This window comes from Bacillus cereus group sp. Bce019 (assembly GCF_051781745.1).
Classification (GTDB): Bacteria; Bacillota; Bacilli; order Bacillales; family Bacillaceae_G; genus Bacillus_A; species Bacillus_A cereus.
On sequence record NZ_JBPWJX010000002.1, the window covers coordinates 414,157 to 436,975 of the forward strand.

Consider the following 22,819-nt stretch of genomic DNA (forward strand, 5'->3'; position numbering starts at 1 on the left):
GTTATTATGTAAATATATTCCTCTTTATAAGGGGAGAGATGACATATAACTTATTTGTGTTATTTGGTAAAATATACATCAAAAAGGGTCAAACAAAAACTTTGACCTTTTTTGACCAAATGTTATAATAAAGGCAGAAAGAGATAATCTTTCATTCATAAATAATAAGGAGGAAAAAATATGCGTAATTTATTTCCAGAGATAACAAAACGTCAAAATGGCATTTTTGATTTTGGGCCTTCTTTATTAGAAGGGATGACAGATGCTTTCTTTAAGCCACTGAACATGGATACTTTTAAAGTAGATGTTCATGAGCAATCTGGTAAATATACTGTGAAAGCAGATTTACCAGGTTTTCAAAAAGAAAACATTCAAGTTGATTTTGAACAAGATATATTAACGATCCAAGCAACGAATCATAATGAAGTAGAAGAAAAAGACGAGAATGGCACATATATTCGTAAAGAACGTTCTATAGGTTCTGTAACTCGACGCTTTAATTTTAAACAAGTTGAGGAAGAAAATGTTAAAGCAAATTATAAAGATGGCGTATTGACAATTGAATTGCCAAAATTGAAAGAAGAAAAAAGTAGTAAGACAACAATTAATATTGAATAAAAGAGCTGATAAATTCAGCTCTTTTTTTACGTAGTTAATGAATAAATGAGTTGAAATCGTAATGAGATGAATAAAGTTTTAACGTATAAAAAAATTTCACGATTTGCTCCCCCTTAGGTTATTAAAAAGGGTATATTTAAAGGGAAAGGAAAAAGAACACCTAGACATACTGCTTAAGGTGAATTAGTAATAGAGTCAAAATACATAGTAAGGATAGTGGCATTTTAGATTAGGATAATAGATTTTTCTGGAACAAACTTAGGCGATTATGAATTTTTTAATTAGTAAGGAAGTGGTTAAATGAGCTTATTAACGTATACTGAAGAATTTTTTAATTATGTAAGAGAGTTTTTACTTTTAAGATTTTTACTATTTGCTTTAGTTTTAATCATTATTTCTTTTGTAATAAACCGTATTATTGATTGGTTTTTTAGGAAATCAAGCTTTTTTGATGAAGAGGTAGAGCAGACGATTCAAAGTGTAATTCGATCTATTTTTAGATATATCATTATCATCAGTCTTATCATATATTTAATTAGCCAATTTGTAGATATAAAAAGTATTATTGCAGGTGCAGGGATAGCTGGAGTTGTCATCGGTTTTGCTGCACAACAGATGCTAAAAGATGTTATATTAGGCTTTGCAAGATTAGCGGACAAAGAGTTTCGGGTTGGTGATTTTGTAACTTTTAACGGAACAAATTCAGGAACTATTGAAGAGATTAGTATTCGTTTTATGCAAATTCGTGAATGGTCAGGAAAATTACTTACCATCCCGCACGGAGAGATTAGAACGATACAAAATTTTAATAAAGGATGGATGCGTGTAATTGAACGCATCACGGTAAGTTATCAGGAAGATCCAACAAGAGTGAAGGAATTGTTAGAAGAAGTATGTGTTATATGCAATGAAGAATTGAATCAAACTCTTTATAGAGTAGAGGATGAGGCTGTTGAACCATTTAAATACGTCGGTGTTACAGACTTAAATCCTAACTTGAAATATGTTGGCTATGAATTTTGTATTACAGGTTTAATAAAGCCAGAAGATTATTTTGAAACTTCTAGACAAGTAAGATTTGAATTAATGTCTATGTTCCATAAGAATCAAGTGCAAATGCCAGCAGCGAATATGGTTGTTACTACTGAAGGTTTACAGCATATCCATGGTGGACAATCTTTATCGGACAGCTAAAGTAGAATCGTTTGTTAACAAAAATTCTGCTTCCAACATTGGATAGAATAACAATAATAAAATGATTGATATAAAGAAAGGGCTGAAGGAATTCGGTTCTTTTTTTATTTATAGAATTTAGAAATTTCTTAATGTTATAATTGTAGTTGGTGATGAGAATGAACTTTGAAGAAAAAGAGATGCGTCGTTTAGAAGCATTAAAAGAAATTGCTGAATTATTAAATGAAGCAACAAACTTACAGGATATGTTAGAAAAAGTGTTGCATACATTGTTACAAGTAATGAATTTACAAACAGGGTGGATATTCTTTATTGATGAAAGTGGAAAGCACAGCATGCTTGTAGACGAAAATTTACCAGAGGCTCTTACGTGGCAAAAGAAGAAGCCGATGTGTGAAGGAAACTGTTGGTGTGTAGAACGTTTTGTGAATGGGAGATTGGAAAAAGCGACTAATATTATTGAATGTAAGCGAATAGAAGATGCAATTGAATGTAATTGGGGAGAGACAGAAGATGTTACACATCATGCGACAATTCCGCTTAGGTCTGGATCAGAAAAATTTGGTCTACTAAATGTGGCTGCACCTCATAAGACTCATTTTTCTGAGGAAGAGTTAGCGTTATTAGAATCAATTGCATTTCAAATTGGAACGACAATACAACGTATTCAATTAGTTGAGAAAGAACGTAAATATGTAGTGGTAGCGGAAAGAAATCGACTTGCACGTGATTTACATGATTCAGTAAAACAATTGTTATTTTCTATTATGCTAACAGCGAAAGGTACTCTGAATATGACGCAAGATAGAGAATTGCAAGAGATGTTAAGTTATATTGGGGAATTATCACAAGAAGCATTACAAGAGATGACGCTATTAATTTGGCAATTAAGACCTGAAGGATTGGAGAAAGGATTAGCAGAAGCAATTCAAAATTACGGGAAGTTATTAGGAGTTCAAGTGGAAGTTCGAATTGATGGGATGGTTTCAATTGGGGATGAAATAGAAGAAGTTTTATGGCGTATTAGCCAAGAGGCGCTACATAATTGTAAAAAGCATGCTTCGTGTGAAAAGGTACATATTCTTTTGAAAATAGAAAATAACCAGTTACATTTTTACATAGAAGACAATGGAATAGGATTTATACAAGAACAAGTAAGGGAATCAGCACTTGGCCTGAAAAGTATGAAGGAACGTATTCAGTTAATGAAGGGATCGTTTCAAATTATAACAGAGCTGAAAAAGGGTACAAAAATAGAAATTCAATTGCCGATTTGAAGGGGAGAATAAGGTTGAAGATTAAACTGCTACTAGTTGAGGATCATCATATCGTTCGAAGAGGACTTGTATTCTTTTTGAAAACGAGAGAAGAATTTGAAATTATTGGGGAAGCGGAAAATGGCGAAGAGGCATTACATTTCGTGCAAAAAGAAAGACCAGATGTCGTACTAATGGATGTATCGATGCCGAAAATGGATGGAATTGAGGCAACAAAACGTCTAAAGCAATATGATGAGACAATAAAGGTACTTATATTAAGTAGTTTTTCAGAGCAAGATTATGTTATACCAGCACTTGAAGCTGGAGCAGATGGTTATCAATTAAAAGAAGTACAACCTGAGCAACTTGTCGCTTCTATTATTGCAGTACATCAAGGAAATGCGAATTTTCACCCGAAAGTAACACCTGCATTAATGGGGCGTTCTGCAGTAAAGAAGGAAGTAGAAAATCCTTTTTCAATGTTAACGAAAAGAGAGCAAGAGGTACTTCGCGAAATTGCGAAAGGAAGAAGCAACAAGGAGATTGCAGCAGAACTTCATATTACAGAACAAACTGTGAAAACACACGTTTCAAACGTTTTAGCTAAATTGGAAGTGGATGATCGTACGCAAGCCGCATTATACGCAGTGAAACATGGAGAGAATTATTCATAAGCATGAATAATTCTGTTATATCGTATGACAGAATACATAGGAGCAATTAAAATTTATAGTAATCCCTAATATAGGTTTTTCTTCTTTCGATAATTAGGTACAATAAAGTGAAACTCTAATCAGTGGGGGACCATCCCCACTGATGATTAGTTTAACTAATCGGTTTTTACAGGATAAAGCTACGATGGAAGGGGAGGATATGCTATGCCTGGTACAAGAAGTGGGATTGGAAAGATTCAGGCTTCGTTAAATGGTTTATCACCGAAATTGCGAAGTATTGCCGAACATATTTTGAAACATCCACAAGATGTTGTACATAAATCTATTACAGAATTAGCTGAAGTTACGAATAGTTCCGAAGCTACGATATTCCGCTTATGTAAAAACCTTGGTTTGCAAGGTTTTCAAGATTTAAAGATTACATTAGCTCGTGAAATTGTACATACACCGATGCAAAATATTCATGAAGAGGTATCAGCAGAAGATAGTATGGTAACTGTTGCTAAAAAAGTTTTTCATTCGCATATTACAGGACTGCAAGATACTTTACATTTGCTTAATGAAACGGCACTTGAGCAGGCTGTACGAGCCTTACAAGAAGCAAGTCGAATTGAGTTTTATGGAAATGGTGGCTCTGGTATTATTGCAATGGATGCGTATCATAAGTTTATGAGAACGGGTATTTCTTGTATCGCTCATACTGATTCGCATTTTCAAATTATGGGAGCAGGTTTACTCTCAGAAAATTCAGTTGTTATTGGTATTTCTCATTCTGGTAGCAATAAAGGATTACTTGAAGCGTTAGAAGTAGCGAAAGCAAGAGGAGCCAAAATTATTGCGATTACGAGCTATAAGAAATCAGCATTAAGTCAACTTGCTGATATAACGTTATATACATCAACACGTGAGACTGAATTCCGCACAGAAGCAAGTTCATCACGATTAGCACAGTTAAGCTTATTAGATACTTTGTATGTAGGGTTGTCGTTGCAGCGACAAGAGGAAACTCTAAAAAATTTACAAAGTATACGTGAAACGATTTCGATGAAGCGAATATAAAAAAAGCTCTTCAAATGAAGAGCTTTCAGACTGTAGACAAACTATTTTTGGAGAGTTCAAATGCTAAAAATAGTTTGTTTCTTATTTTAGGGATAATTTATCCAATGGAATTTATATGTAGTGCTTTCTATACTATAATTTACTATAAGTGAGGAAGATGTCTTATGAAAATATCTGTTTATGTTGCAAGTGCATTTAGCAAGGAGCATAAAGGCGGAAATAAAGCAGGAGTGGTATTTATTGAGAATACAAATACATTGACCACTACTCAAAAAATCGAAATAGCCAAACAACTGGGTTATGCGGAAACCGCATTTATATCAGAATCTGAAATTGCTGATTATAAATTTGAGTATTTTACTCCAAAAGAAGAAGTTGATTTATGTGGTCATGCCACAATTGGCTCTTTCGCGATACTGATGCATTTAAATAAACTTTTCAGGAATCGCTATACGATTGAAACGAACAGCGGTGTTCTTACTATCACTATAAAAGATGACATCATATTCATGGAACAAAATAAACCGAGATTCTATGATGTTGTATCTCCAAACGAGTTCATCGACTGTTTTGATAGTAAAGATATAGACAATAAATACCCAATTCAAATTGTCTCCACTGGCTTAAAAGATATTTTAATTCCTATAAAAAGCGAAATACAATTACATGCACTGCAACCTAATTTTGAAAAAATTAAAGAAATCAGCAAGTATTATAATGTTGTCGGGATGCATTTATATACTTTTAATGACAATCGAATTATATGCAGAAATTTTGCTCCGCTATACGACATCAATGAAGAAGCAGCGACTGGAACTTCGAACGGTGCATTAGCTTGCTATCTTTATGAACAGCACTATTTGCAAAAAGAAGTCTATGTATTTGAACAAGGTTATTCTTTACACTCGCCTTCCGAAATATTAGTTAAATTAGCAACCAATAGCAAGAATAAAATAGAAAAAGTTTATGTTGGTGGCAAAGGCTATTACTGTGAAACTAAGTGTTTAAATATAGAAAATATTGAGTGAAGAGCTTTTTTATCGATGAGAAGTTTGTTACTTTATTTTCTTTTAGAAATGTATGGCTTACTTATAGTCAGTGATAAACTCTCATTTTTAAAAATTTAAAATAAAGACCGATTTATGTAATAATTCAAATATTGTTCATAATTTCACAAATTGTTTATGAAGTGTCATGTTATGATGAAGATGTAATGATGATTGAACACTTAAATTTGGTACAATAACTAGCCAAAGTAGTGAAGAAAGTAGTTGTGAGATAAACTCATTAAAATGCTAAAACACTAAAGGGGAGATCACATATGAAAGCAGTAGTGGTTAGTAAAAACAGCAAAGCAAACATCGAAGTGATTGAAAAAGAATTACGTCCGTTACACTCAGGTGAAGCGTTAGTAGATGTAGAGTATTGTGGAGTTTGCCACACTGATTTACACGTTGCGAATCATGATTTTGGTAACACTGATGGCCGTATTCTTGGTCATGAGGGTGTAGGTATTGTTACGAAAATAGCTGATGATGTTACTTCACTAAAGATAGGTGACCGTGTAAGTATTGCATGGATGTTCCAATCTTGTGGACGTTGTGAATATTGCGTAACTGGTAGAGAAACATTTTGCCGTGAAGTTAAAAACGCTGGTTATTCAGTGGATGGTGGTATGGCTGAACAATGTATCGTTACAGCTGATTATGCGGTAAAAGTACCAGAAGGATTAGATCCTGCTCAAGCATCATCAATTACTTGTGCTGGTGTAACTACATATAAAGCTATTAAAGTATCAGATATTAAACCTAGTCAACCTATTGTAATCTATGGCTGCGGTGGATTAGGTAACTTAGCTATCCAATATGCTAAAAATGTATTTGGTGCAAAGGTAATCGCAGTAGACATTAATGACGATAAATTAGCCTTAGCGAAAGAAGTTGGTGCTGATACGACTATCAATCCAATTTCTCAAGGTCCTGCTGATAAAATTGTGCAAGAGAAGTTTGGTGGCGCTTATGCTGCGGTAGTAACAGCAGTCTCTAAAGTAGCCTTTAACTCAGCAGTTGATGCAGTACGTGCTTGCGGTAAAGTAGTTGCAGTAGGGCTACCAGTAGAAACAATGGACTTAAACATCCCACGACTTGTACTGGATGGAATTGAAGTAGTTGGTTCTCTAGTTGGTACTCGTAAAGATTTGGAAGAGGCGTTTATGTTTGGGGCAGAAGGAAAAGTAGTGCCGGTTGTTCAAACTTGTTCGCTAGATAAAGTACAAAATGTATTCGAAGAAATGGAACAAGGTAGAATTCAAGGGCGTATGGTAATTGATTTTAAAAAACATAATTGTGATTGCAAATAATTCACTTTAAATATAAAAAACATGAGTCTAGCAAAGGACATGTAAAAAAGTTAGACAGCATAAGAAGATGATCCCTGTATTTAATAGGGATCATCTTCTTTATTTTCTACTAATATCGATGCCAATTAATACTTCATTAATGAGAAATGATTAAAGGTTTACTTTATTTGCAAACGAAAAGGAATCTTTATGTTTAACAAATTTTTTATGATCTGGAACGTTTTGAATTGCTACAATTTGCGAATCTCTTGCTTTCAGTGCATCTTGAATCCCGATGGTCATAAGCTTAATAAATAGAATCGTAATAAAGAATGAAGCGAGAGTATAAAAAATAATCCACCATGAAAGATTCATTTCATTACGATTTAATCCAATAAGACCTGCCCAATCATTAGATAGAGAAACAGGTTTGGGCACTCCGTCATAGAGTTCACGCATTTGTATGCCGCCAATTACAATGTTAAGCAACGCTAAATGGATAACGAGTATGAGTGTTTGGACGATATGTTCCATAAATAATACAAATAAGCGGTCAAGTAATAAGACTCGTAAGTGTTTTTTTATAATATGAAAACGACTAGCCCCCAGTAATTGTGAACTTAAGATGTAATCTTGTTTCATAAATTCATCAACCTCTGAGGATATGTATAAAGAAAGTGTAGGTAGAGCGACGAAAATAAGTACGAGTACTTGATAAAACGTAAATGAAATATTTGGATCTACCCCATCAGCATTTGATGTGATTATAATATTAACGGGCGTGATGAGTATGAATGCGATAAATAGAGTTGGAATGTAATAAAAAACTTCTGAGCATGACTGGAAAAATCTCTTGAGTTTTGGAGCAAATAAACTTAAGAGGATTCCTATACATGTTCCGCATAAAATTCGAAAGAAGCTAATTGCCATGGCTAATAAAATAGTGAATTTTGCTCCTTCTACAATTTGTAAGAAAACAGACTCTCCAAAACGATCAGATCCAAAAGGTGGAATTAACGATGGCGGAAAGGGGGCCTTTCCAAGTAATTCGTTATTGTCATTGTAAAGTAACTGAGGAGGTTTTGGGATGTTATCTTTAAAGAACCAACTATAAATAAAACTAGCTGAAATAAGTATGAATAGATAAGTAAAGCCGATTAAAAAGCGTTTTGATTTCCAAATAGATTTCATAATGATACTCCTTTCAATTGCTTTTTCCATCTATTCATCATGAATGAGACTATTTGGAAAATAGCATAAAATGGTAAAATAATCATAACAAGTATGATAAATGCAGCTGGAGGTGAAACAAACGCCTTATTAAATAAAAATTGAATAATGCCTTCCATATTAAAAACAAATTCTAAAATGAATAAATTAGAAAGTAAGAAAACAAAAATCGTTTTTAAATGGTGGAAGAAGTGGATAGATATATTTTTGAATAAATGAATGCATAGTATATAACTTGATGAAAGGCCTTTTCCATATGCAACCTCTACGTAATGTTTTCCTTGCTCTTCTTTTATGTATAACACCATCATCCGAAACATTTGTAATGTAGGTAAGACAGCTAATGATAAAATAGGGAGTAAATAAGCTCGATTTTCATTAAAGGAAATAATAGTGACAGGAGATTCCCCAAATTTCTGAAGTACCCATATGAAAAATATTTGCAAACAGATCATCATCATCATATCAGGGACAGCTTCTAATATGAACACAATTCGGTTTATCCATTTTTTTATATAATCTTTTGCTAAAAAATAAAAAAATGCCATGCTAGATGATAAAAAGAGAGCAAGAAAAAAGGCTAAAAATAATATAGTAAATGAATATAGGTAAGGTTCTAAAACAGTTGGAAATAATGGTGTTTTTTTGAAATGGCCAAACTTCGGGTCTGATCCTATAATCACTAATGATTCAGGGGAAAAAACTTGTTTTAACATAGTAACGGTCTGATTAAAAAAATAAATTGGTTGAAAGGTAAATCCTTGTTGAGTGATAAATAAATAAGGTAAATTTAATAATAGTAAGAGTGATAAAAGAATTGATGAAAGCTTAATTGTGAATTGAGATATTTTATTTAACATTAAATCCCTCCGACATCTTTTTACAACATTATACAATAAATTTCGTGTTATTGTTTTTATTTTTCTGAAAAATAAAAATACTTTTCGGTTTTATAGTATGCAAGATATATTTACAAGATAAAAAAGTGATAGTAGGGGGCCACGCTCTATGTTTATCAAGATAAAAGACTAGTGAACCTAAAACAATAAATATGAGTAAAATGCACAGAATTCTCATTCTGCGGTTAGTTACTTTTCTTGGCTTGATGGTGATGTTACGTGACCGCTAAAAATGAATATTGCTTTTCAACTTTTTCTTCAAGCAAATAAGTAGAACGTATGGAGGATTATGTATGTGTTGTTAATGAGAGGAAAGAGTGTATTGCGTAACGAATATAACGTAATTTTACCGCATGGAAAAGCTAAATTTAGTATATAAGTGAAATGGAATGAGGGGATTTATTTTTGGTATGAAAAAAATTTTCTTTTTATAACTTGATAAATGAAAAAATATTTTATATACTAATTCATGTAAACGGTTTACTAAATCGTATTTTGCTAGTAATGAAGGGAAGATTCGCATGGAAACAAGGGGGAGAGTAATCGGGATTGATATCGGTACCACAAGTACAAAAACGGTTGTGTTCACAGAAAAAGGAAAAGTCATTGCATCACATGCAATCGATTACCCAATTATTCAACCGAATGTAGGATGGGCTGAGCAAGATCCTGATGTAATATGTGCCGCTGTATACAAAAGTGTAAGCGTTGCCATTGGGAAAGGTAATGTATTACCAGAAGATATTTCTTCAATCGGTATTAGTACAGCTATGCACGCATTAATTGCAGTAGATGAAAATGGTACGCCATTAACGCGTTCTATCATTTGGGCAGATAATCGAAGTACGAAGCAATCAGAAAAATTATTACAACAAATGAATGGGCATGAAATTTATAGACGTACAGGTACACCGATTCATCCGATGTCACCACTTTCTAAATTGTTATGGATGAAAGAAGAGGAACCAGAGTTATATACAAGTGCCTATAAATTCATTTCCATTAAAGAGTATGTGATTTACCAATTATTTTCACGCTACGTAGTTGATTATTCGATTGCTTCTGCTACAGGGTTATTTAATTTAGAAACATTAAACTGGGATGAAGATGTTTTAACTATGTTACATATGTCATCAGAAAAATTATCAACCCCTGTACCAACTACATATATTTTATCAGGTATGAAGCCAGAGTTAGCACAGAAGATGGGGATAAGTGCAGAAACACCAATTGTCATCGGAGCAAGTGATGGGGTTCTTGCAAATGTAGGAGTTGGTGCGATATCACCGGGTGCGGCTGCAATTACGATTGGAACGAGTGGTGCGGTTCGAACAATCTCATCAAATATAAATACAGATGAGAAAGGGAGAACGTTTTGTTACGCATTAACAGATGAGCACTGGGTAATCGGTGGTCCAACGAATAACGGCGGAATATTACTGAGATGGTTACGTGATGAATTTGGTAGTCCAGAGCAAGAAGTAGCAAGAAAGCTTGGCATTGATCCTTATGATTTATTAATTAAATATGCAGAAAGCGTACCAGCTGGAGCGGATGGGCTATTGTTCTTACCTTTCTTATCTGGAGAACGCGCACCTTACTGGAATGCAAATGCTCGTGGTACATTCTTTGGAATCAATCTTCAACATAAGCGAGAACATTTTATACGTGCAGTGATGGAAGGTGTTTGTATGAGTGTATATTCAGTAGCACTCGCAATCAGGGATTGTACAGGGCCACTTACTGAAATACGAGTTTCAGGAGGGTTTGCAAAATCTGCATTTTGGAGACAAATGTTGTCCGATATGATGGGAAAAGAATTGCTTGTACCTGAAAGTCATGAAGCATCTGCGCTTGGGGCAGCGGCAGTTGCTTTATATGCTGTAGGAAAAATTGATTCTCTTGAAGAGGTAAAGGATTGGATTGATATTGTCCATCACCATGTACCGAATAAAGAAAATACGGCTATATATTTAGAAATGTTTTATATGTATGAACGACTTTACAATCGCTTGAAAGAAGAATTTGATTGTATAGCTGCTTTCCAACGTAAACAATAGGGGGATTGGGAGAAATGGTAGTTGGGATCGTACTAGCGGCAGTTGTCATACTACTTTTACTTATTACGGTAGTAAAATGGCATCCATTTGTCGCATTAATTTTAACAGCAATTGGTGTAGGATTAGCAATGGGAATGCCTTTAATTGGAACTTCACCAAAAGATCCAGGGATTATTGATTCTATTAAACTAGGGCTTGGTAATACATTAGGGTTTTTAGCAATAGTTTTAGCACTAGGAACGATGCTTGGAAAAATGATGGCCGAATCTGGTGGTGCTGAACGTATCGCTAACACATTAATTAATCGTTTTGGGAAGAAACGAGTTCACTGGGCGATGATGTTCGTTGCATTTTTAGTAGGGATTCCGGTATTTTTCCAAGTTGGATTTGTACTATTAATTCCGTTAGTATTTACAATTGCGTTAGAAACTGGGGTATCACTTATTACAATTGGTATTCCGCTAGTAGCAGGACTGTCAGTCGTACACGGACTTGTTCCACCGCATCCAGCGGCAATGGCGGCAGTTGGTATTTTTAAAGCAGATGTAGGGAAGACAATTTTATATGCGTTAATTGTCGGACTTCCAACTGCAATTATTTCAGGTCCACTTTACGGGAAATGGATTGGTGCTCGTATACATAAGGAAGTACCATTAGATATAGCGGAGCAATTTGTTGAAAAAGATAATAAAAAAGAGCTTCCTAGCTTTTGGAATACATTGTTTACAATTTTACTTCCAGTATTTCTTATGCTTGGTGCATCAATAGCAGAAGTTGCATTAAATAAAACGAGTCAACTAGCACAAGTATTACACTTTATTGGAGATCCGATTGTGGCTTTATTAATTGCAACCATTTACTCTTTCTTTAGTCTTGGATATGCAAAAGGTTTCTCAAAAGATAAAGTGTTACAATTTACAAATGATTGCCTTGGACCTATTGCAAACATATTGTTAGTGATTGGTGCAGGCGGCGCATTTAATAAAGTATTATTAGATTCTGGAATTGGAACGACAATTGCAGATATGGCGAAAGAATCACATATTTCACCGATATTATTAGGGTGGGGAATTGCGGCACTAATCCGAATTGCAACTGGATCGGCAACTGTTTCTATGATGACAGCAGCTGGTATTGTTGCGCCGATTGCAGCAAGCACACCAGGTGTAAATGTTGAATTATTAGCACTTGCAACTGGTGCAGGGTCATTAATTTTATCACACGTGAATGATTCAGGATTTTGGATGATTAAAGAGTATTTCGGAATGACTGTGAAAGAAACATTATTAACATGGACTGCAATGGAGACTATATTATCTGTAGTAGCACTTGGGCTAATTTCGATATTAAATATATTTGTATAGAATAGGAGATTGATTAATATGAAACTAGGTTTAATTGGATTAGGAAAAATGGGATTTCCATTAGCTGAACACTTATATGAAGACAAGCATGAAGTAGTTGTATACGATGTAAATAAAGAGCTTGTTGAAAAGGCAGGAAAACTAGGAATTACTGCACGTCATACATTAAAAGAAATGATTGCTGAACTAGAAGCTCCTCGTACAATTTGGGTAATGGTGCCTGCAGGAGAAGTTGTAGAGTCAGTACTAAAAGATGTATATCCATTATTAGATGAAGGTGATATCGTTATTGAAGGCGGAAATTCATTCTATAAAGATACGTTACGCCGTGCTGAAGAAGCAAAAAGCTTCGGATTACATTATGTAGATATCGGTACATCAGGCGGTGTAGAAGGAGCTAGATACGGTGCTTGCTTAATGGTTGGTGGAGAAAAAGAAATTTACGACCAATTAGAACCTTTATTTAAAGATTTAGCAGTAGAAAATGGCTATTCTTATGCTGGCCGTGTTGGTAGTGGTCATTTCTTGAAAATGGTTCATAACGGTATTGAGTACGGCATGATGCAAGCAATCGCTGAAGGATTTGAAGTACTAGATAAGAGTGACTTTGATTTCAATTATGAAGATGTTGCAAAAGTATGGGCTAACGGATCAGTTATCCGTGGTTGGTTAATGGACTTAACTGAAAAAGCATTTGCAGAAGATCCGAAACTAGATGGCATTAAAGGTGTAATGAACTCTTCAGGAGAAGGGAAATGGACTGTTGAAACTGCACTTGAACTTCAAGCTGCAGCACCAGTTATCGCTATGTCATTATTTATGCGCTATCGTTCTCAGGAAGATGATACATTCCATGGAAAAGTAGTTTCAGCATTACGTAATCAGTTCGGTGGACATGAAGTTGTGAAAAAATAAGGATGTTTTTAAAAAGAAACTTGTGTATAAGCGCAAGTTTCTTTTTTATAGTTTAAGAAATTACTAATTTAAAAATACCAATCAATCATCGTTTTTTTGTCACAAATGATAGCTTCAACGTTCATTGAATGAACAATATATTCTATATTTTCTTCTTTAGCTAATAATAAGGTTGTAAAGGAATCGTATATACTCATAAACGCATACTCATTATCTTCGCCAGTAATAATTAACTCATTATTGCTAATGTCCCAAATATCTAATGGAGTAGTATTATTTACCTGTAATAATCCGTTTGTATCAAGAATTGGTTCAGAGAAATATAGATTTTTTGCACCTTTAGAACCGAGGAGTTTAAGTAATTTGTGTAATAAAAATATAGACGTATAATCTTCTGTTGGATAATAAAGATCTTTTTTTAAGTTTGAATGTAGCTTTTCAGCTAAATCCTCTCTTTTATATTCTTCTGAAAGGGCACTAATGGAAGTCAACATGGCCATTGCTAGGTCTGCGTATGAATGTAATCCACTACAAGACATCATTTCCTTCCAAGAAACGGATTTCCCATTATAAATGATTTCTTCAGCGCTAAGATAGATGTGCTCATATGGTCTTTTTCTCACAGACTTTTCCCATCCTAAAGGCATTTGGATAAAAGGATGTAGCAATATAGCTGCAGATTTAAAGTTTCTTGGTAGTTGTTCTAAAATTGGTGATTTGTCATCTAGCCAAATGTAATCCAACAAAATATAACCTCCTCTTAGACTTTGAAATGTACGGATTCCCGTATTATGTTTTTTGTATTGATTGTATCAAATATAAAGCGAAGCATGAAATATGTCCCAACATAAAAGTAAGAATAAATAAAATGAAGTTTTCATAAATAGTAAAAGGGTGCTTATGTCATCAGTATAGCTAAGAAATGTTGTTACATATGAGAAGAGCGTGTTAATAAAATATGAGGTGGTTAAATGGGAAATGAGCAAGTGAAGTCTGTAAAGGAAGAAAAAAAGTTATGTCTTTGTATGATCGTTAAAAATGAGTCTAGAATTATGGAAAGATGTTTAAATGCAACAAAATCAATTGTAGACTTTGTTTCTATTTGTGATACTGGATCGACGGATAATACGCCTGAAATTATTGAAAATTGGTGTAAGGAAAATGAGATACCTGGGACGGTTCATCATGAGCCGTTTAAAAACTTTGGTTATAACAGAAGCTTAGCTGTTTCGTTAGCGCAAAAAACATACCCAGAAGCAGATTATTTATTAATATTAGATGCGGATATGATTTTAGAGGTTGATCCGAATTTCGATAAAACGAGCTTAACGGAAGATCATTATCTTACATTACAATATGATGTTCATATTAAATATTGGCTTACACGTCTTTTAAAAGCTTCTTTACCATGGAAATCTGTCGGTGTTACTCATGAGTATTGGGATATAGATCGTTCAAAAGTTGGAGCGAATTACAATACGAGGGTAGCTCGGTTAGAGACTCTTGTCGTGAATGATCCCGGAGATGGCGGGAGCAAAGCTGATAAATTTGAAAGAGATGAGAGGTTGTTGTTACAGGGAATAAACGACCCAGAAACAACGCCAGATTTGCATATAAGATATTTATTTTATTTAGCTCAGACTTATTTTCATTTAAGTCAATTTGAGAATTCAATTAAATGGTATAAAAAACGAGTGGAAGCAGGAGGATGGGTTGAAGAGGTATTCTATTCGTTATTGCGAATAGGATTTTGTTATGAGCAGTTAGCAAATCGTTCAGCAAATAAACAAAATGAAGTGACAGATGCGGATGAAAAAGAAACTGTTAAAGGGCAAGAAGAGCAATATTTAGCGTTAGCTGTTTTTTATTTTCAAAAAGCTTGGGAATATAGACCAACCCGGGCTGAACCATTATACCAACTTGCAAGGTTGTATCGATTACGATCTCAAAACAATATTGCTTTGATGTATGCTCTGCAAGGGAAGGAAATTCCTTTTCCAAAGGATGATCTACTATTTGTAGATTATCATGTGTATGATTACTTATTTGACTATGAAATTTCTATTAGTGCTTTCTATATACCTCATAAAAAACATTTAGGGGCGGTGTCGCAAAAGTATTTGGAATCGATAAAAGAAAAGATTCCATTTCATATAGCAAATATAGTAGAGAATAATGCGAAATTTTATTAAATACATTTTCGATTAAAGGAGTAGTGGAGTAATCATGGAATTAATACGATGGGCGATTGAACTAGGAGAATCGGTGCATGGAAATACGTATGAAGAATTGATGCCACTACTAGACTATTATTATGATCGTGATCATTTAAAAGCGTATTGTATCGCAAATCTTCTTTTAAACATGGATGTATTAGATGAGGACCGGGAAAGAATCGAATTAAGAAGATGCATCGCTGCTTATTATGCTGGATTATATAAAGTAGCAAGAAAACATGCAAATGAGTTGGTACTTAAACATCCGGATGTAGATCTATATAAAAATAATTTAAGATTAATGGAAGTTTATTTGAATAAAGAATATGATTATTGTCTTTTTATATGCCCAAAGACATACGGTAGTTTCATAGATGTTGCGCGAGCTTTAAAGTGGAGGTTGGAGCAGGAGGGAAATACAGTAATTATATCAGAAACAATACTGGAAAATGTAAAGAATACAGTTGTTTTTGGAGCACATACATATGCATATAACCCGAACCTTCTTCCGAAAGATGCAATTGTTTATAATTTAGAACAGCTATACGAAGGAAGTCCATATGCGCACCCCCTTTATTTAATATTATTAAAAGATAGAGTGATTTGGGATTATAGTAAACAAAATATAGAATGGCTTAAACAAAAAGGGGTAGGAAAAGAAATAAAACATGTAGAAATGAACTATGCTCCAACTTTGGAAATAAAAAAAGATGCGTTTGAAGATGAAATTATTGAAGATATTGATATTCTGTTTATAGGTGCTCTTAATCCGAGGCGACAAGCTATTTTTGATCATCTAAAAGCGATTGCCCCGAATTTAAATATAGTTTTTAAAAATAATGCGTGGGGAATTGTTAGAAATGAATTGATTGCTAGAGCTAAAATTATATTAAATATTCATTTTTATTTATCAGGAATTCTTGAAACACCTCGCGTGTCTTATGCAGTCGCAAATAAGAAATTTATTATTTCCGAAAATAGTAATCCAGAAGATGAGGTAGAGTGGCCAGGAATTGTGTTTACTCCGTACGAAAAAATAATTGAAAACGTAATGAAATATATAGAATTACCAGAAGAACGGAAAAGATTAGCGGAAAAAGCATATAATCATTTTGAAGCAAATGAAAGTTTAGGTACATTGAGCATGAGAGATGAAACAAAGTAATTGTACAAAACTCATACGAAAGTATGAGTTCTTTTTTGTTTATCATACTATTTTATGAAACAAGTTAACTCTTTATATTGTGTTTTGTATAGAAATTTCTGATAATATATAAGTAGAACTTGAAAACAAAGGGGAGAAATAATCATGAAACTAGTCGTTATTAACGGTACACCAAGAAAATTTGGTAGAACTCGCGTGGTGGCAAAATATATTGCGGATCAATTTGAAGGGGAATTATATGATTTAGCAATTGAGGAGTTACCTTTATACAATGGAGAAGAGTCGCAACGTGATTTAGAGGCAGTAAAAAAATTAAAAACGTTAGTGAAAGCTGCGGATGGGGTTGTATTATGTACACCAGAATATCATAATGCGATGAGCGGTGCGCTGAAAAACTCTTTAGATTACTTAAGTAGTAGTGAATTTATTCATAAACCAGTTGCGTTGTTAGCGGTTGCTGGTGGCGGTAAAGGTGGAATAAATGCATTAAACAGCATGCGAACGGTCGCTAGAGGTGTTTATGCAAATGCAATTCCAAAACAAGTTGTGCTTGATGGATTACATGTGCAAGATGGTGAACTTGGGGAAGATGCAAAACCATTAATTCATGATGTAGTTAAAGAATTGAAAGCATATATGAGTGTATATAAAGAGGTGAAAAAACAACTAGGAGTGGAATGATATGTCCTCACTTTATCATGATTCTCGCTTGTATTACATTCTAGGAGCCAATAGTCTATCTGCTATTGGTTCCGGAATTGTATGGTTCGAATAAACCTTCTTTTTCATTATTAATTACTTTCCACTTTATTTCTTCTAGGTAAGGAACTCTTTTTTAAAAAACGAAAAACACCTCCTGAATTTGCATACTTAGTATGCAAATTCAGGAGGTGTTTTTATCATGTACCACTATTCGGGTTCACTTCAGTGAGAAATGCTCTTTTTTAGTGTAATCGTCATAAAAAAGAACGGTTGTTGATCTATTTTATGTAGTAATATAAAAAACAAAAAGAAAGAGCATCTAGAAACGAGGTTTGGTAAGATGTTTTTTTGACATTAACCAGTAGATACAGGGTGATTAGGATAAAGAACTAAAAAGTGTAATAGTTAATATTCTAAATAGTCAGGTTCAATGTATTTTTCTGTTTCAGGTGAGCTTTTAATTTCTATAGGATATTTCTTAAAAGCTACAACAGTAATTCTATCTCCTTGGACTAAACTTCTGGATTCATTTATAGAAGAGAAGCCTGTTCGCGTTAAGAAATTATATAGAGAAGGTTTTGTCATCCAAAAACTAGTAATGTTATCTAATGATGCCCACTTTGATTGTAAACGTTCTTCTAATGATGAATTGGCAGGATGTTCTGGTATTGTGTGTCCCTTATATTCATAATTTTTATAGAATACTGATATATTAGAGGTGTATGCAATATGGGTATCAATTATTACAAATCTTTTGCATACTTCATACAATTTTTCTAAAAAAGGAAATACGTCTGAACTGTCTAAATGGTATAAAATACCAGAGCATAAAACGATATCAAATTGACCATATTTTTCAGCACTTAAATTTCTTACATCATCTTGATAAAAGGTTACATTTGCTAAATTTAATGTATCTTTAGCAAATATAGCTTTTTGTATGTTTGATTCTCTTCCTTCAATTCCTACAACGGTTGCTCCTTGCAAAGCAAATTCAATGGCATAATGACCCTCTAAACAAGCTAAATCTAAAATTCGAAGGTTTTTAAAATCACATTGTGTGATATCTTGAATCATTGTCACAATTTTTTTTAATGGAGGATTGGGTTGTCGAATATCCTTTGTATATAGAGTTTCAGTTAATTTAATATCATATGCAGTCCATTCACCATATTTACGAATAATGCGTTCTTTTTCGAAACCAAAATCTTTCATTATACACTTCGCCACCTTTTACATAATATTAGGGTACTATATACTTTTATACGATCAATGTATGTGTGTATAACTTGTATTTAGACGGAGATAAACTTTTTATTTCGCTCAAGTTACATAATTAAAAACCATTCCAGTTCTTGAAGCACTGGAATGGTTTTTAATATAAAACGGAATAATTAATAACGAGAGCAGTTTACTAAAAGCCAATGCCTCTGTATACGCAATAGAGGGCACGATGTACGGTGTCGGAGCGGTTGTTGCAGGAATCTGTATTCCACTCATAATGAAATTTGTCAAAACAGAAGTTTCAATCGTTATGACGATGTTCATTTATGTAATTTCAATTACCGCAATGAGTATTGAACCTTCTGTATTGTTTTTATATGGACTAGCGATTTTTCATGCAATTGGAAATGCGGGGACAAGAGTGGCGAGAAATGTATTGATGATGGAGGAAATTCCAAATGAAGTAATGGGACGTGTAGACAGCTTATTTCGCCTAATTGGTACTGGAATACGAATTGTATTATTAATGTTGTTTACAGCGGGTGTATCTAAAGCCGGAGTAATGCTTCCGTTTTACGTATTAAGCTGCATATTGATCTTCTCATTAGGAATAGCTATTTATTATGTACTATCACAACGTAAAGTAGCGGCGAATGTTTCTAATAAATCAATCGTTTAAAAAAACACTTCTGCCCCCCTTTCTTTTTTTATATAATAAAAAGAAAGGGAGTGCAAACTTATTTATGAACAAATGGATCTTTCTTATCATTTTATTATTACCGCCACTATACATCATTTATATGACGTTTCGAATGAACAAAGTTGCTCGTGAAAAGTTGAGCTATCACTCTCCGTACGTTCTTATACTGGGTGCAAAGTTATTTGGAGATAGACCGTCTTTATCTCTTCAAAATCGTTTGGATGTAGCGTTGGAGTATTTATTTTCCCATCCTGAAGCGAAAGTAATTGTTTCAGGTGGTCAAGGAGAAGATGAAGATATACCGGAAGCTCACAGCATGAGAAACTATTTAATGGTACATGGTATAGATGAGAGTCGTATTTTAATAGAAGATCAATCTACAAATACGTATGAAAACTTAAAGTTTAGTATGGATTTATATAATGTGAAACATGCGGTAGTTGTAAGTAATACGTATCATTTATATCGAACGAAAATAATTGCAAAGCGTTTAGGCATGAAGATGGAGGCACTAGCTGCTGAAACACCAATTCGTTCTAAGAGAAAAATGTATGTTCGCGAATATGCTGCTATTATGAAAACAATATTGTTCGACCGTTAGAGCTCAAATGTGAGCTCTTTTTTAATTTAAAAGCGTATTATTTGAAATGAATGCCATATTCCATCAAAATAAAGGAAACAACATTAAAGGAGTTGTATTTGTGATTCAATTTAATCATGTGTCAAAATCGTATGAAGATGGCACGAAAGCAGTCGATTCATTGCATTTAGAAATTAAAAAGGGAGAATTTTTTGTTCTCATCGGTCCGAGTGGTTGCGGGAAAACAACGACAATGAAGATGATTAATCGTTTAATCGAAACGACTGAAGGATCGATTTTAATCGATGGAAAAGATATTCAACAATATAATATAAACGAATTACGTTGGGATATAGGATACGTGTTGCAACAGATTGCTTTGTTTCCTCATATGACAATCGCTGAAAATATTGCGGTTGTTCCTGAAATGAGGCAATGGAGCAAAAAGGAAATAAAAGCACGCGTCGATGACTTGTTACATATGGTTGGATTAGATTCGGATATATATCGAGATCGTATGCCTGATGAATTATCAGGAGGACAAAAACAACGTGTCGGTGTCGTGCGAGCATTAGCTGCAAACCCGAAAATCGTTCTTATGGATGAACCATTTAGTGCGTTAGATCCATTAAGTAGGGAACAGCTTCAGAAGGATATTGTACAGTTGCAAAAAAAGATTCAAAAAACAATCGTATTTGTAACACATGATATGCAAGAAGCATTATCACTTGGAGATCGCATTTGTATTATGAAAGAAGGAAAAGTTGTTCAACTAGATACACCAGAAGGAATTATACATAATCCGAAAAATGAATTTGTAGAGGAGTTTATTGGAAATCGCGGACGAACTTGGTATCAGGGGAAAAGTGTAGCAGATGTATTACCGCTTGATCAAAGTGTGCAATTAGAAGGGCAGGCGCTATCATTACATTCTTCTTTACAAGAAGCGTTAGTTCGTGTGCGTGATGAGGAGGTCGTTCCAGTTGAAAAAAACGGTCAATATATTGGAGCGTTAACAAGTCGTCATATTGTCAATTACATTGTTGAACAAATGAAGGAAAGAGGCTAAACAGTGACTAATTTTATACAAACGTTCCAAGAACGAAAAATAGAATTACTAACTGCATTAAGTGAGCATTTACAAATATCGCTTATTTCATTATTTTTTGCAGTAATTATAGCGGTGCCACTTGGCATCTTATTAACAAGAAAAGAACGAATGGCTGAATTTATAATAGGAACTTCTGCAGTAATGCAAACAGTGCCATCACTTGCATTACTCGGACTATTAATTCCATTAGTAGGAATCGGAAAACTTCCAGCGATTATCGCATTAGTTGTGTATGCACTATTACCTATTTTACGAAATACATATACAGGAATAAGGGAATTAGATGAATCTCTAATAGAAGCCGCGAAAGCTATGGGGATGAATAGTTGGAGAAGATTGTGGAAGGTAGAACTTCCTCTTGCATTGCCTATCATTATGGCCGGTATTCGTACAGCGATGGTATTAATTGTTGGAACGGCTACATTAGCAGCTCTCATTGGTGCTGGTGGGCTCGGTAAGCTTATATTATTAGGTATAGATCGAAATGATCATGCACTTATCATTTTAGGGGCCGTGCCAGCCGCGTTACTCGCTTTATTCTTTGATATAGTACTTCGCATACTTGAACGACCGAAACGCTCTTCTAAGCGTGTTATATTGACGATATGTATTGTTTGCATAATGATTGCTTCTCCATTTCTTTGGAGTACAGAAAAGAAAGATATTGTTATTGCGGGCAAACTTGGATCAGAACCTGAAATTTTAATTCAAATGTATAAGCAGCTTATTGAACAAGATACAGATTTACACGTACAATTAAAACCAGGTCTTGGGAAAACAGCATTTGTATTTGAAGCGTTGAAATCAGGAGAAGTAGATATATACCCAGAATTTTCAGGAACAGCTTTATCTACTTTCGTGAAAGAAGAACCAAAGAGTACAAATCGTGATGAAGTATATGAGCAGGCTCGCATTGGAATGGAAAAGAAATATAATATGATTATGTTGAAGCCAATGGAGTATAACAATACATATGCACTAGCTATGCCGAAAAAAATAGCAGATCAAAAGAATATAAATACAATTTCTGATTTAGGGAATGTTGCGCAGGAAGCTAAAGTAGGATTTACATTGGAATTTGCTGATCGTGAAGATGGTTATAAAGGAATGCAAAAATTATATAACTATAAGTTCTCGAATGTTAAAACGATGGAGCCGAAGCTGCGTTATAGCGCAATTGAATCTGGAGATGTTAACGTAATTGATGCATATTCAACAGATAGTGAATTGGAGCAATACGGACTGAAAGTGCTGAAAGATGATAAAGGGTTATTCCCACCTTATCAAGGAGCACCATTATTAAGAAAAGAAACGTTACAGAAATATCCTGAACTTGAAAAGGTATTAAATAAATTATCTGGAAAGATTACAGATGAAGAAATGCGAAAAATGAATTATGAAGTTAACGTAAATGGTAAAAGTAGTGAAGAAGTCGCAAAACAATTTTTACAAAAAGAGAAGTTACTTCGTTAAATTTACAAGAAATATACAAATTTATATGTTTGAAATGA

20 protein-coding genes and 1 pseudogene are annotated in these 22,819 nt (G+C 34.0%); 17 read left to right on the forward strand and 4 right to left on the reverse strand.

The window, feature by feature from the left end; all coding sequences use genetic code 11:
• Positions 1 to 180 precede the first annotated feature (180 nt).
• From ACS2QP_RS05550 to adhP, 7 genes are all read left to right on the forward strand, one after another.
• On the forward strand, positions 181 to 618 hold the full coding sequence (locus tag ACS2QP_RS05550) for an Hsp20/alpha crystallin family protein (RefSeq protein ID WP_016122429.1): 438 nt from the start codon (positions 181 to 183) through the stop codon (positions 616 to 618).
• 300 nt (positions 619 to 918) lie between these two features.
• Complete coding sequence (locus tag ACS2QP_RS05555) at positions 919 to 1,812, forward strand: mechanosensitive ion channel family protein (RefSeq protein ID WP_000055427.1); 894 nt, start codon at positions 919 to 921, stop codon at positions 1,810 to 1,812.
• Positions 1,813 to 1,991: 179 nt separating this feature from the next.
• The gene (casK, locus tag ACS2QP_RS05560) at positions 1,992 to 3,089 is read left to right on the forward strand and encodes a two-component system sensor histidine kinase CasK (RefSeq protein ID WP_170879395.1); all 1,098 of its coding nucleotides are present in this window, start codon (positions 1,992 to 1,994) and stop codon (positions 3,087 to 3,089) included.
• A 14-nt stretch (positions 3,090 to 3,103) separates the two neighbouring features.
• A complete protein-coding gene (gene casR / locus ACS2QP_RS05565; RefSeq protein WP_000694629.1) occupies positions 3,104 to 3,745 on the forward strand; it encodes a two-component system response regulator CasR in 642 nt (213 codons plus the stop codon).
• Between the two features lie 204 nt (positions 3,746 to 3,949).
• Positions 3,950 to 4,804 carry a MurR/RpiR family transcriptional regulator gene (locus ACS2QP_RS05570; RefSeq protein ID WP_001119646.1) on the forward strand — a complete coding sequence of 285 codons (855 nt, stop codon included), beginning with the start codon at positions 3,950 to 3,952 and terminating at the stop codon, positions 4,802 to 4,804.
• Between the two features lie 164 nt (positions 4,805 to 4,968).
• The gene (locus tag ACS2QP_RS05575; protein WP_000704345.1) at positions 4,969 to 5,832 is read left to right on the forward strand and encodes a PhzF family phenazine biosynthesis protein; all 864 of its coding nucleotides are present in this window, start codon (positions 4,969 to 4,971) and stop codon (positions 5,830 to 5,832) included.
• A gap of 293 nt (positions 5,833 to 6,125) precedes the next feature.
• Positions 6,126 to 7,163: an alcohol dehydrogenase AdhP gene (gene adhP, locus ACS2QP_RS05580; protein WP_438882200.1), complete on the forward strand. Its 1,038-nt coding sequence runs from the start codon at positions 6,126 to 6,128 to the stop codon at positions 7,161 to 7,163.
• 150 nt (positions 7,164 to 7,313) lie between these two features.
• Here the strand turns inward: adhP and ACS2QP_RS05585 are convergent, their stop codons facing one another.
• Together ACS2QP_RS05585 and ACS2QP_RS05590 are read right to left on the reverse strand one after the other, a co-directional pair.
• Positions 7,314 to 8,333, reverse strand: a complete 1,020-nt coding sequence (locus tag ACS2QP_RS05585; protein ID WP_000836566.1) for an ABC transporter permease — start codon at positions 8,331 to 8,333, stop codon at positions 7,314 to 7,316.
• Complete coding sequence (locus tag ACS2QP_RS05590) at positions 8,330 to 9,232, reverse strand: ABC transporter permease subunit (protein ID WP_000932683.1); 903 nt, start codon at positions 9,230 to 9,232, stop codon at positions 8,330 to 8,332. The genes ACS2QP_RS05585 and ACS2QP_RS05590 overlap by 4 nt, the downstream gene beginning before the upstream one ends.
• Positions 9,233 to 9,792: 560 nt before the next feature.
• Here ACS2QP_RS05590 and gntK point away from each other — a divergent pair.
• From gntK to gnd, 3 genes are read left to right on the forward strand one after another with little or no spacing between them, the layout of a single operon-like run.
• Positions 9,793 to 11,331: a gluconokinase gene (gene gntK / locus ACS2QP_RS05595; RefSeq protein ID WP_375035530.1), complete on the forward strand. Its 1,539-nt coding sequence runs from the start codon at positions 9,793 to 9,795 to the stop codon at positions 11,329 to 11,331.
• A gap of 14 nt (positions 11,332 to 11,345) precedes the next feature.
• The gene (locus tag ACS2QP_RS05600; protein ID WP_000260208.1) at positions 11,346 to 12,695 is read left to right on the forward strand and encodes a GntP family permease; all 1,350 of its coding nucleotides are present in this window, start codon (positions 11,346 to 11,348) and stop codon (positions 12,693 to 12,695) included.
• A gap of 18 nt (positions 12,696 to 12,713) precedes the next feature.
• Positions 12,714 to 13,610 (forward strand): phosphogluconate dehydrogenase (NAD(+)-dependent, decarboxylating), encoded by an 897-nt coding sequence (gene gnd / locus ACS2QP_RS05605; protein WP_000765995.1) that lies wholly within the window; start codon positions 12,714 to 12,716, stop codon positions 13,608 to 13,610.
• A gap of 68 nt (positions 13,611 to 13,678) precedes the next feature.
• Here gnd and ACS2QP_RS05610 read toward each other — a convergent pair whose 3' ends face one another.
• Positions 13,679 to 14,356 (reverse strand): DUF2711 domain-containing protein, encoded by a 678-nt coding sequence (locus ACS2QP_RS05610; RefSeq protein ID WP_438882201.1) that lies wholly within the window; start codon positions 14,354 to 14,356, stop codon positions 13,679 to 13,681.
• Positions 14,357 to 14,581: 225 nt separating this feature from the next.
• Here ACS2QP_RS05610 and ACS2QP_RS05615 point away from each other — a divergent pair, with 225 nt between their 5' ends.
• The 3 genes from ACS2QP_RS05615 to ACS2QP_RS05625 all read left to right on the forward strand — a co-directional run bounded on the left by ACS2QP_RS05615 (position 14,582) and on the right by ACS2QP_RS05625 (position 17,672).
• Positions 14,582 to 15,802 carry a glycosyltransferase gene (locus ACS2QP_RS05615; protein WP_000526219.1) on the forward strand — a complete coding sequence of 407 codons (1,221 nt, stop codon included), beginning with the start codon at positions 14,582 to 14,584 and terminating at the stop codon, positions 15,800 to 15,802.
• 34 nt (positions 15,803 to 15,836) lie between these two features.
• Positions 15,837 to 16,991: a hypothetical protein gene (locus ACS2QP_RS05620; protein WP_000420431.1), complete on the forward strand. Its 1,155-nt coding sequence runs from the start codon at positions 15,837 to 15,839 to the stop codon at positions 16,989 to 16,991.
• A gap of 144 nt (positions 16,992 to 17,135) precedes the next feature.
• Positions 17,136 to 17,672, forward strand: a complete 537-nt coding sequence (locus ACS2QP_RS05625; RefSeq protein ID WP_000780355.1) for an NADPH-dependent FMN reductase — start codon at positions 17,136 to 17,138, stop codon at positions 17,670 to 17,672.
• 426 nt (positions 17,673 to 18,098) lie between these two features.
• Here the strand turns inward: ACS2QP_RS05625 and ACS2QP_RS05630 are convergent, their stop codons facing one another.
• The gene (locus ACS2QP_RS05630; RefSeq protein WP_000651190.1) at positions 18,099 to 18,908 is read right to left on the reverse strand and encodes a class I SAM-dependent methyltransferase; all 810 of its coding nucleotides are present in this window, start codon (positions 18,906 to 18,908) and stop codon (positions 18,099 to 18,101) included.
• 190 nt (positions 18,909 to 19,098) lie between these two features.
• On the opposite strand from ACS2QP_RS05630, the pseudogene ACS2QP_RS05635 reads away from it, so the two are divergent.
• The 4 genes and pseudogenes from ACS2QP_RS05635 to ACS2QP_RS05650 all read left to right on the forward strand — a co-directional run.
• Positions 19,099 to 19,596, forward strand: a pseudogene (locus tag ACS2QP_RS05635) (MFS transporter); the annotation flags it as partial.
• 64 nt (positions 19,597 to 19,660) lie between these two features.
• Entirely contained in the window at positions 19,661 to 20,218 is a 558-nt protein-coding gene (locus tag ACS2QP_RS05640) for a YdcF family protein (protein ID WP_001045713.1), read from the forward strand.
• A 100-nt stretch (positions 20,219 to 20,318) separates the two neighbouring features.
• Positions 20,319 to 21,266: an ABC transporter ATP-binding protein gene (locus tag ACS2QP_RS05645; RefSeq protein WP_438882202.1), complete on the forward strand. Its 948-nt coding sequence runs from the start codon at positions 20,319 to 20,321 to the stop codon at positions 21,264 to 21,266.
• Between the two features lie 3 nt (positions 21,267 to 21,269).
• A complete protein-coding gene (locus tag ACS2QP_RS05650; RefSeq protein WP_000181014.1) occupies positions 21,270 to 22,781 on the forward strand; it encodes an ABC transporter permease/substrate-binding protein in 1,512 nt (503 codons plus the stop codon).
• Positions 22,782 to 22,819 lie beyond the last annotated feature (38 nt).

What these genes read in the sequence shown, in the direction of transcription:
- ACS2QP_RS05550 (WP_016122429.1), top strand. Translation starts at nt 181, where the DNA reads ATGCGTAATTTATTTCCAGAGATAACAAAACGTCAAAATGGCATTTTT.
- ACS2QP_RS05555 (WP_000055427.1), top strand. Translation starts at nt 919, where the DNA reads ATGAGCTTATTAACGTATACTGAAGAATTTTTTAATTATGTAAGAGAG.
- casK (WP_170879395.1), top strand. Translation starts at nt 1,992, where the DNA reads ATGCGTCGTTTAGAAGCATTAAAAGAAATTGCTGAATTATTAAATGAA.
- ACS2QP_RS05570 (WP_001119646.1), top strand. Translation starts at nt 3,950, where the DNA reads ATGCCTGGTACAAGAAGTGGGATTGGAAAGATTCAGGCTTCGTTAAAT.
- ACS2QP_RS05575 (WP_000704345.1), top strand. Translation starts at nt 4,969, where the DNA reads ATGAAAATATCTGTTTATGTTGCAAGTGCATTTAGCAAGGAGCATAAA.
- adhP (WP_438882200.1), top strand. Translation starts at nt 6,126, where the DNA reads ATGAAAGCAGTAGTGGTTAGTAAAAACAGCAAAGCAAACATCGAAGTG.
- ACS2QP_RS05585 (WP_000836566.1), bottom strand. Translation starts at nt 8,333, where the DNA reads ATGAAATCTATTTGGAAATCAAAACGCTTTTTAATCGGCTTTACTTAT.
- ACS2QP_RS05590 (WP_000932683.1), bottom strand. Translation starts at nt 9,232, where the DNA reads ATGTTAAATAAAATATCTCAATTCACAATTAAGCTTTCATCAATTCTT.
- gntK (WP_375035530.1), top strand. Translation starts at nt 9,793, where the DNA reads ATGGAAACAAGGGGGAGAGTAATCGGGATTGATATCGGTACCACAAGT.
- ACS2QP_RS05600 (WP_000260208.1), top strand. Translation starts at nt 11,346, where the DNA reads ATGGTAGTTGGGATCGTACTAGCGGCAGTTGTCATACTACTTTTACTT.
- gnd (WP_000765995.1), top strand. Translation starts at nt 12,714, where the DNA reads ATGAAACTAGGTTTAATTGGATTAGGAAAAATGGGATTTCCATTAGCT.
- ACS2QP_RS05615 (WP_000526219.1), top strand. Translation starts at nt 14,582, where the DNA reads ATGGGAAATGAGCAAGTGAAGTCTGTAAAGGAAGAAAAAAAGTTATGT.
- ACS2QP_RS05620 (WP_000420431.1), top strand. Translation starts at nt 15,837, where the DNA reads ATGGAATTAATACGATGGGCGATTGAACTAGGAGAATCGGTGCATGGA.
- ACS2QP_RS05625 (WP_000780355.1), top strand. Translation starts at nt 17,136, where the DNA reads ATGAAACTAGTCGTTATTAACGGTACACCAAGAAAATTTGGTAGAACT.
- ACS2QP_RS05630 (WP_000651190.1), bottom strand. Translation starts at nt 18,908, where the DNA reads ATGAAAGATTTTGGTTTCGAAAAAGAACGCATTATTCGTAAATATGGT.
- ACS2QP_RS05640 (WP_001045713.1), top strand. Translation starts at nt 19,661, where the DNA reads ATGAACAAATGGATCTTTCTTATCATTTTATTATTACCGCCACTATAC.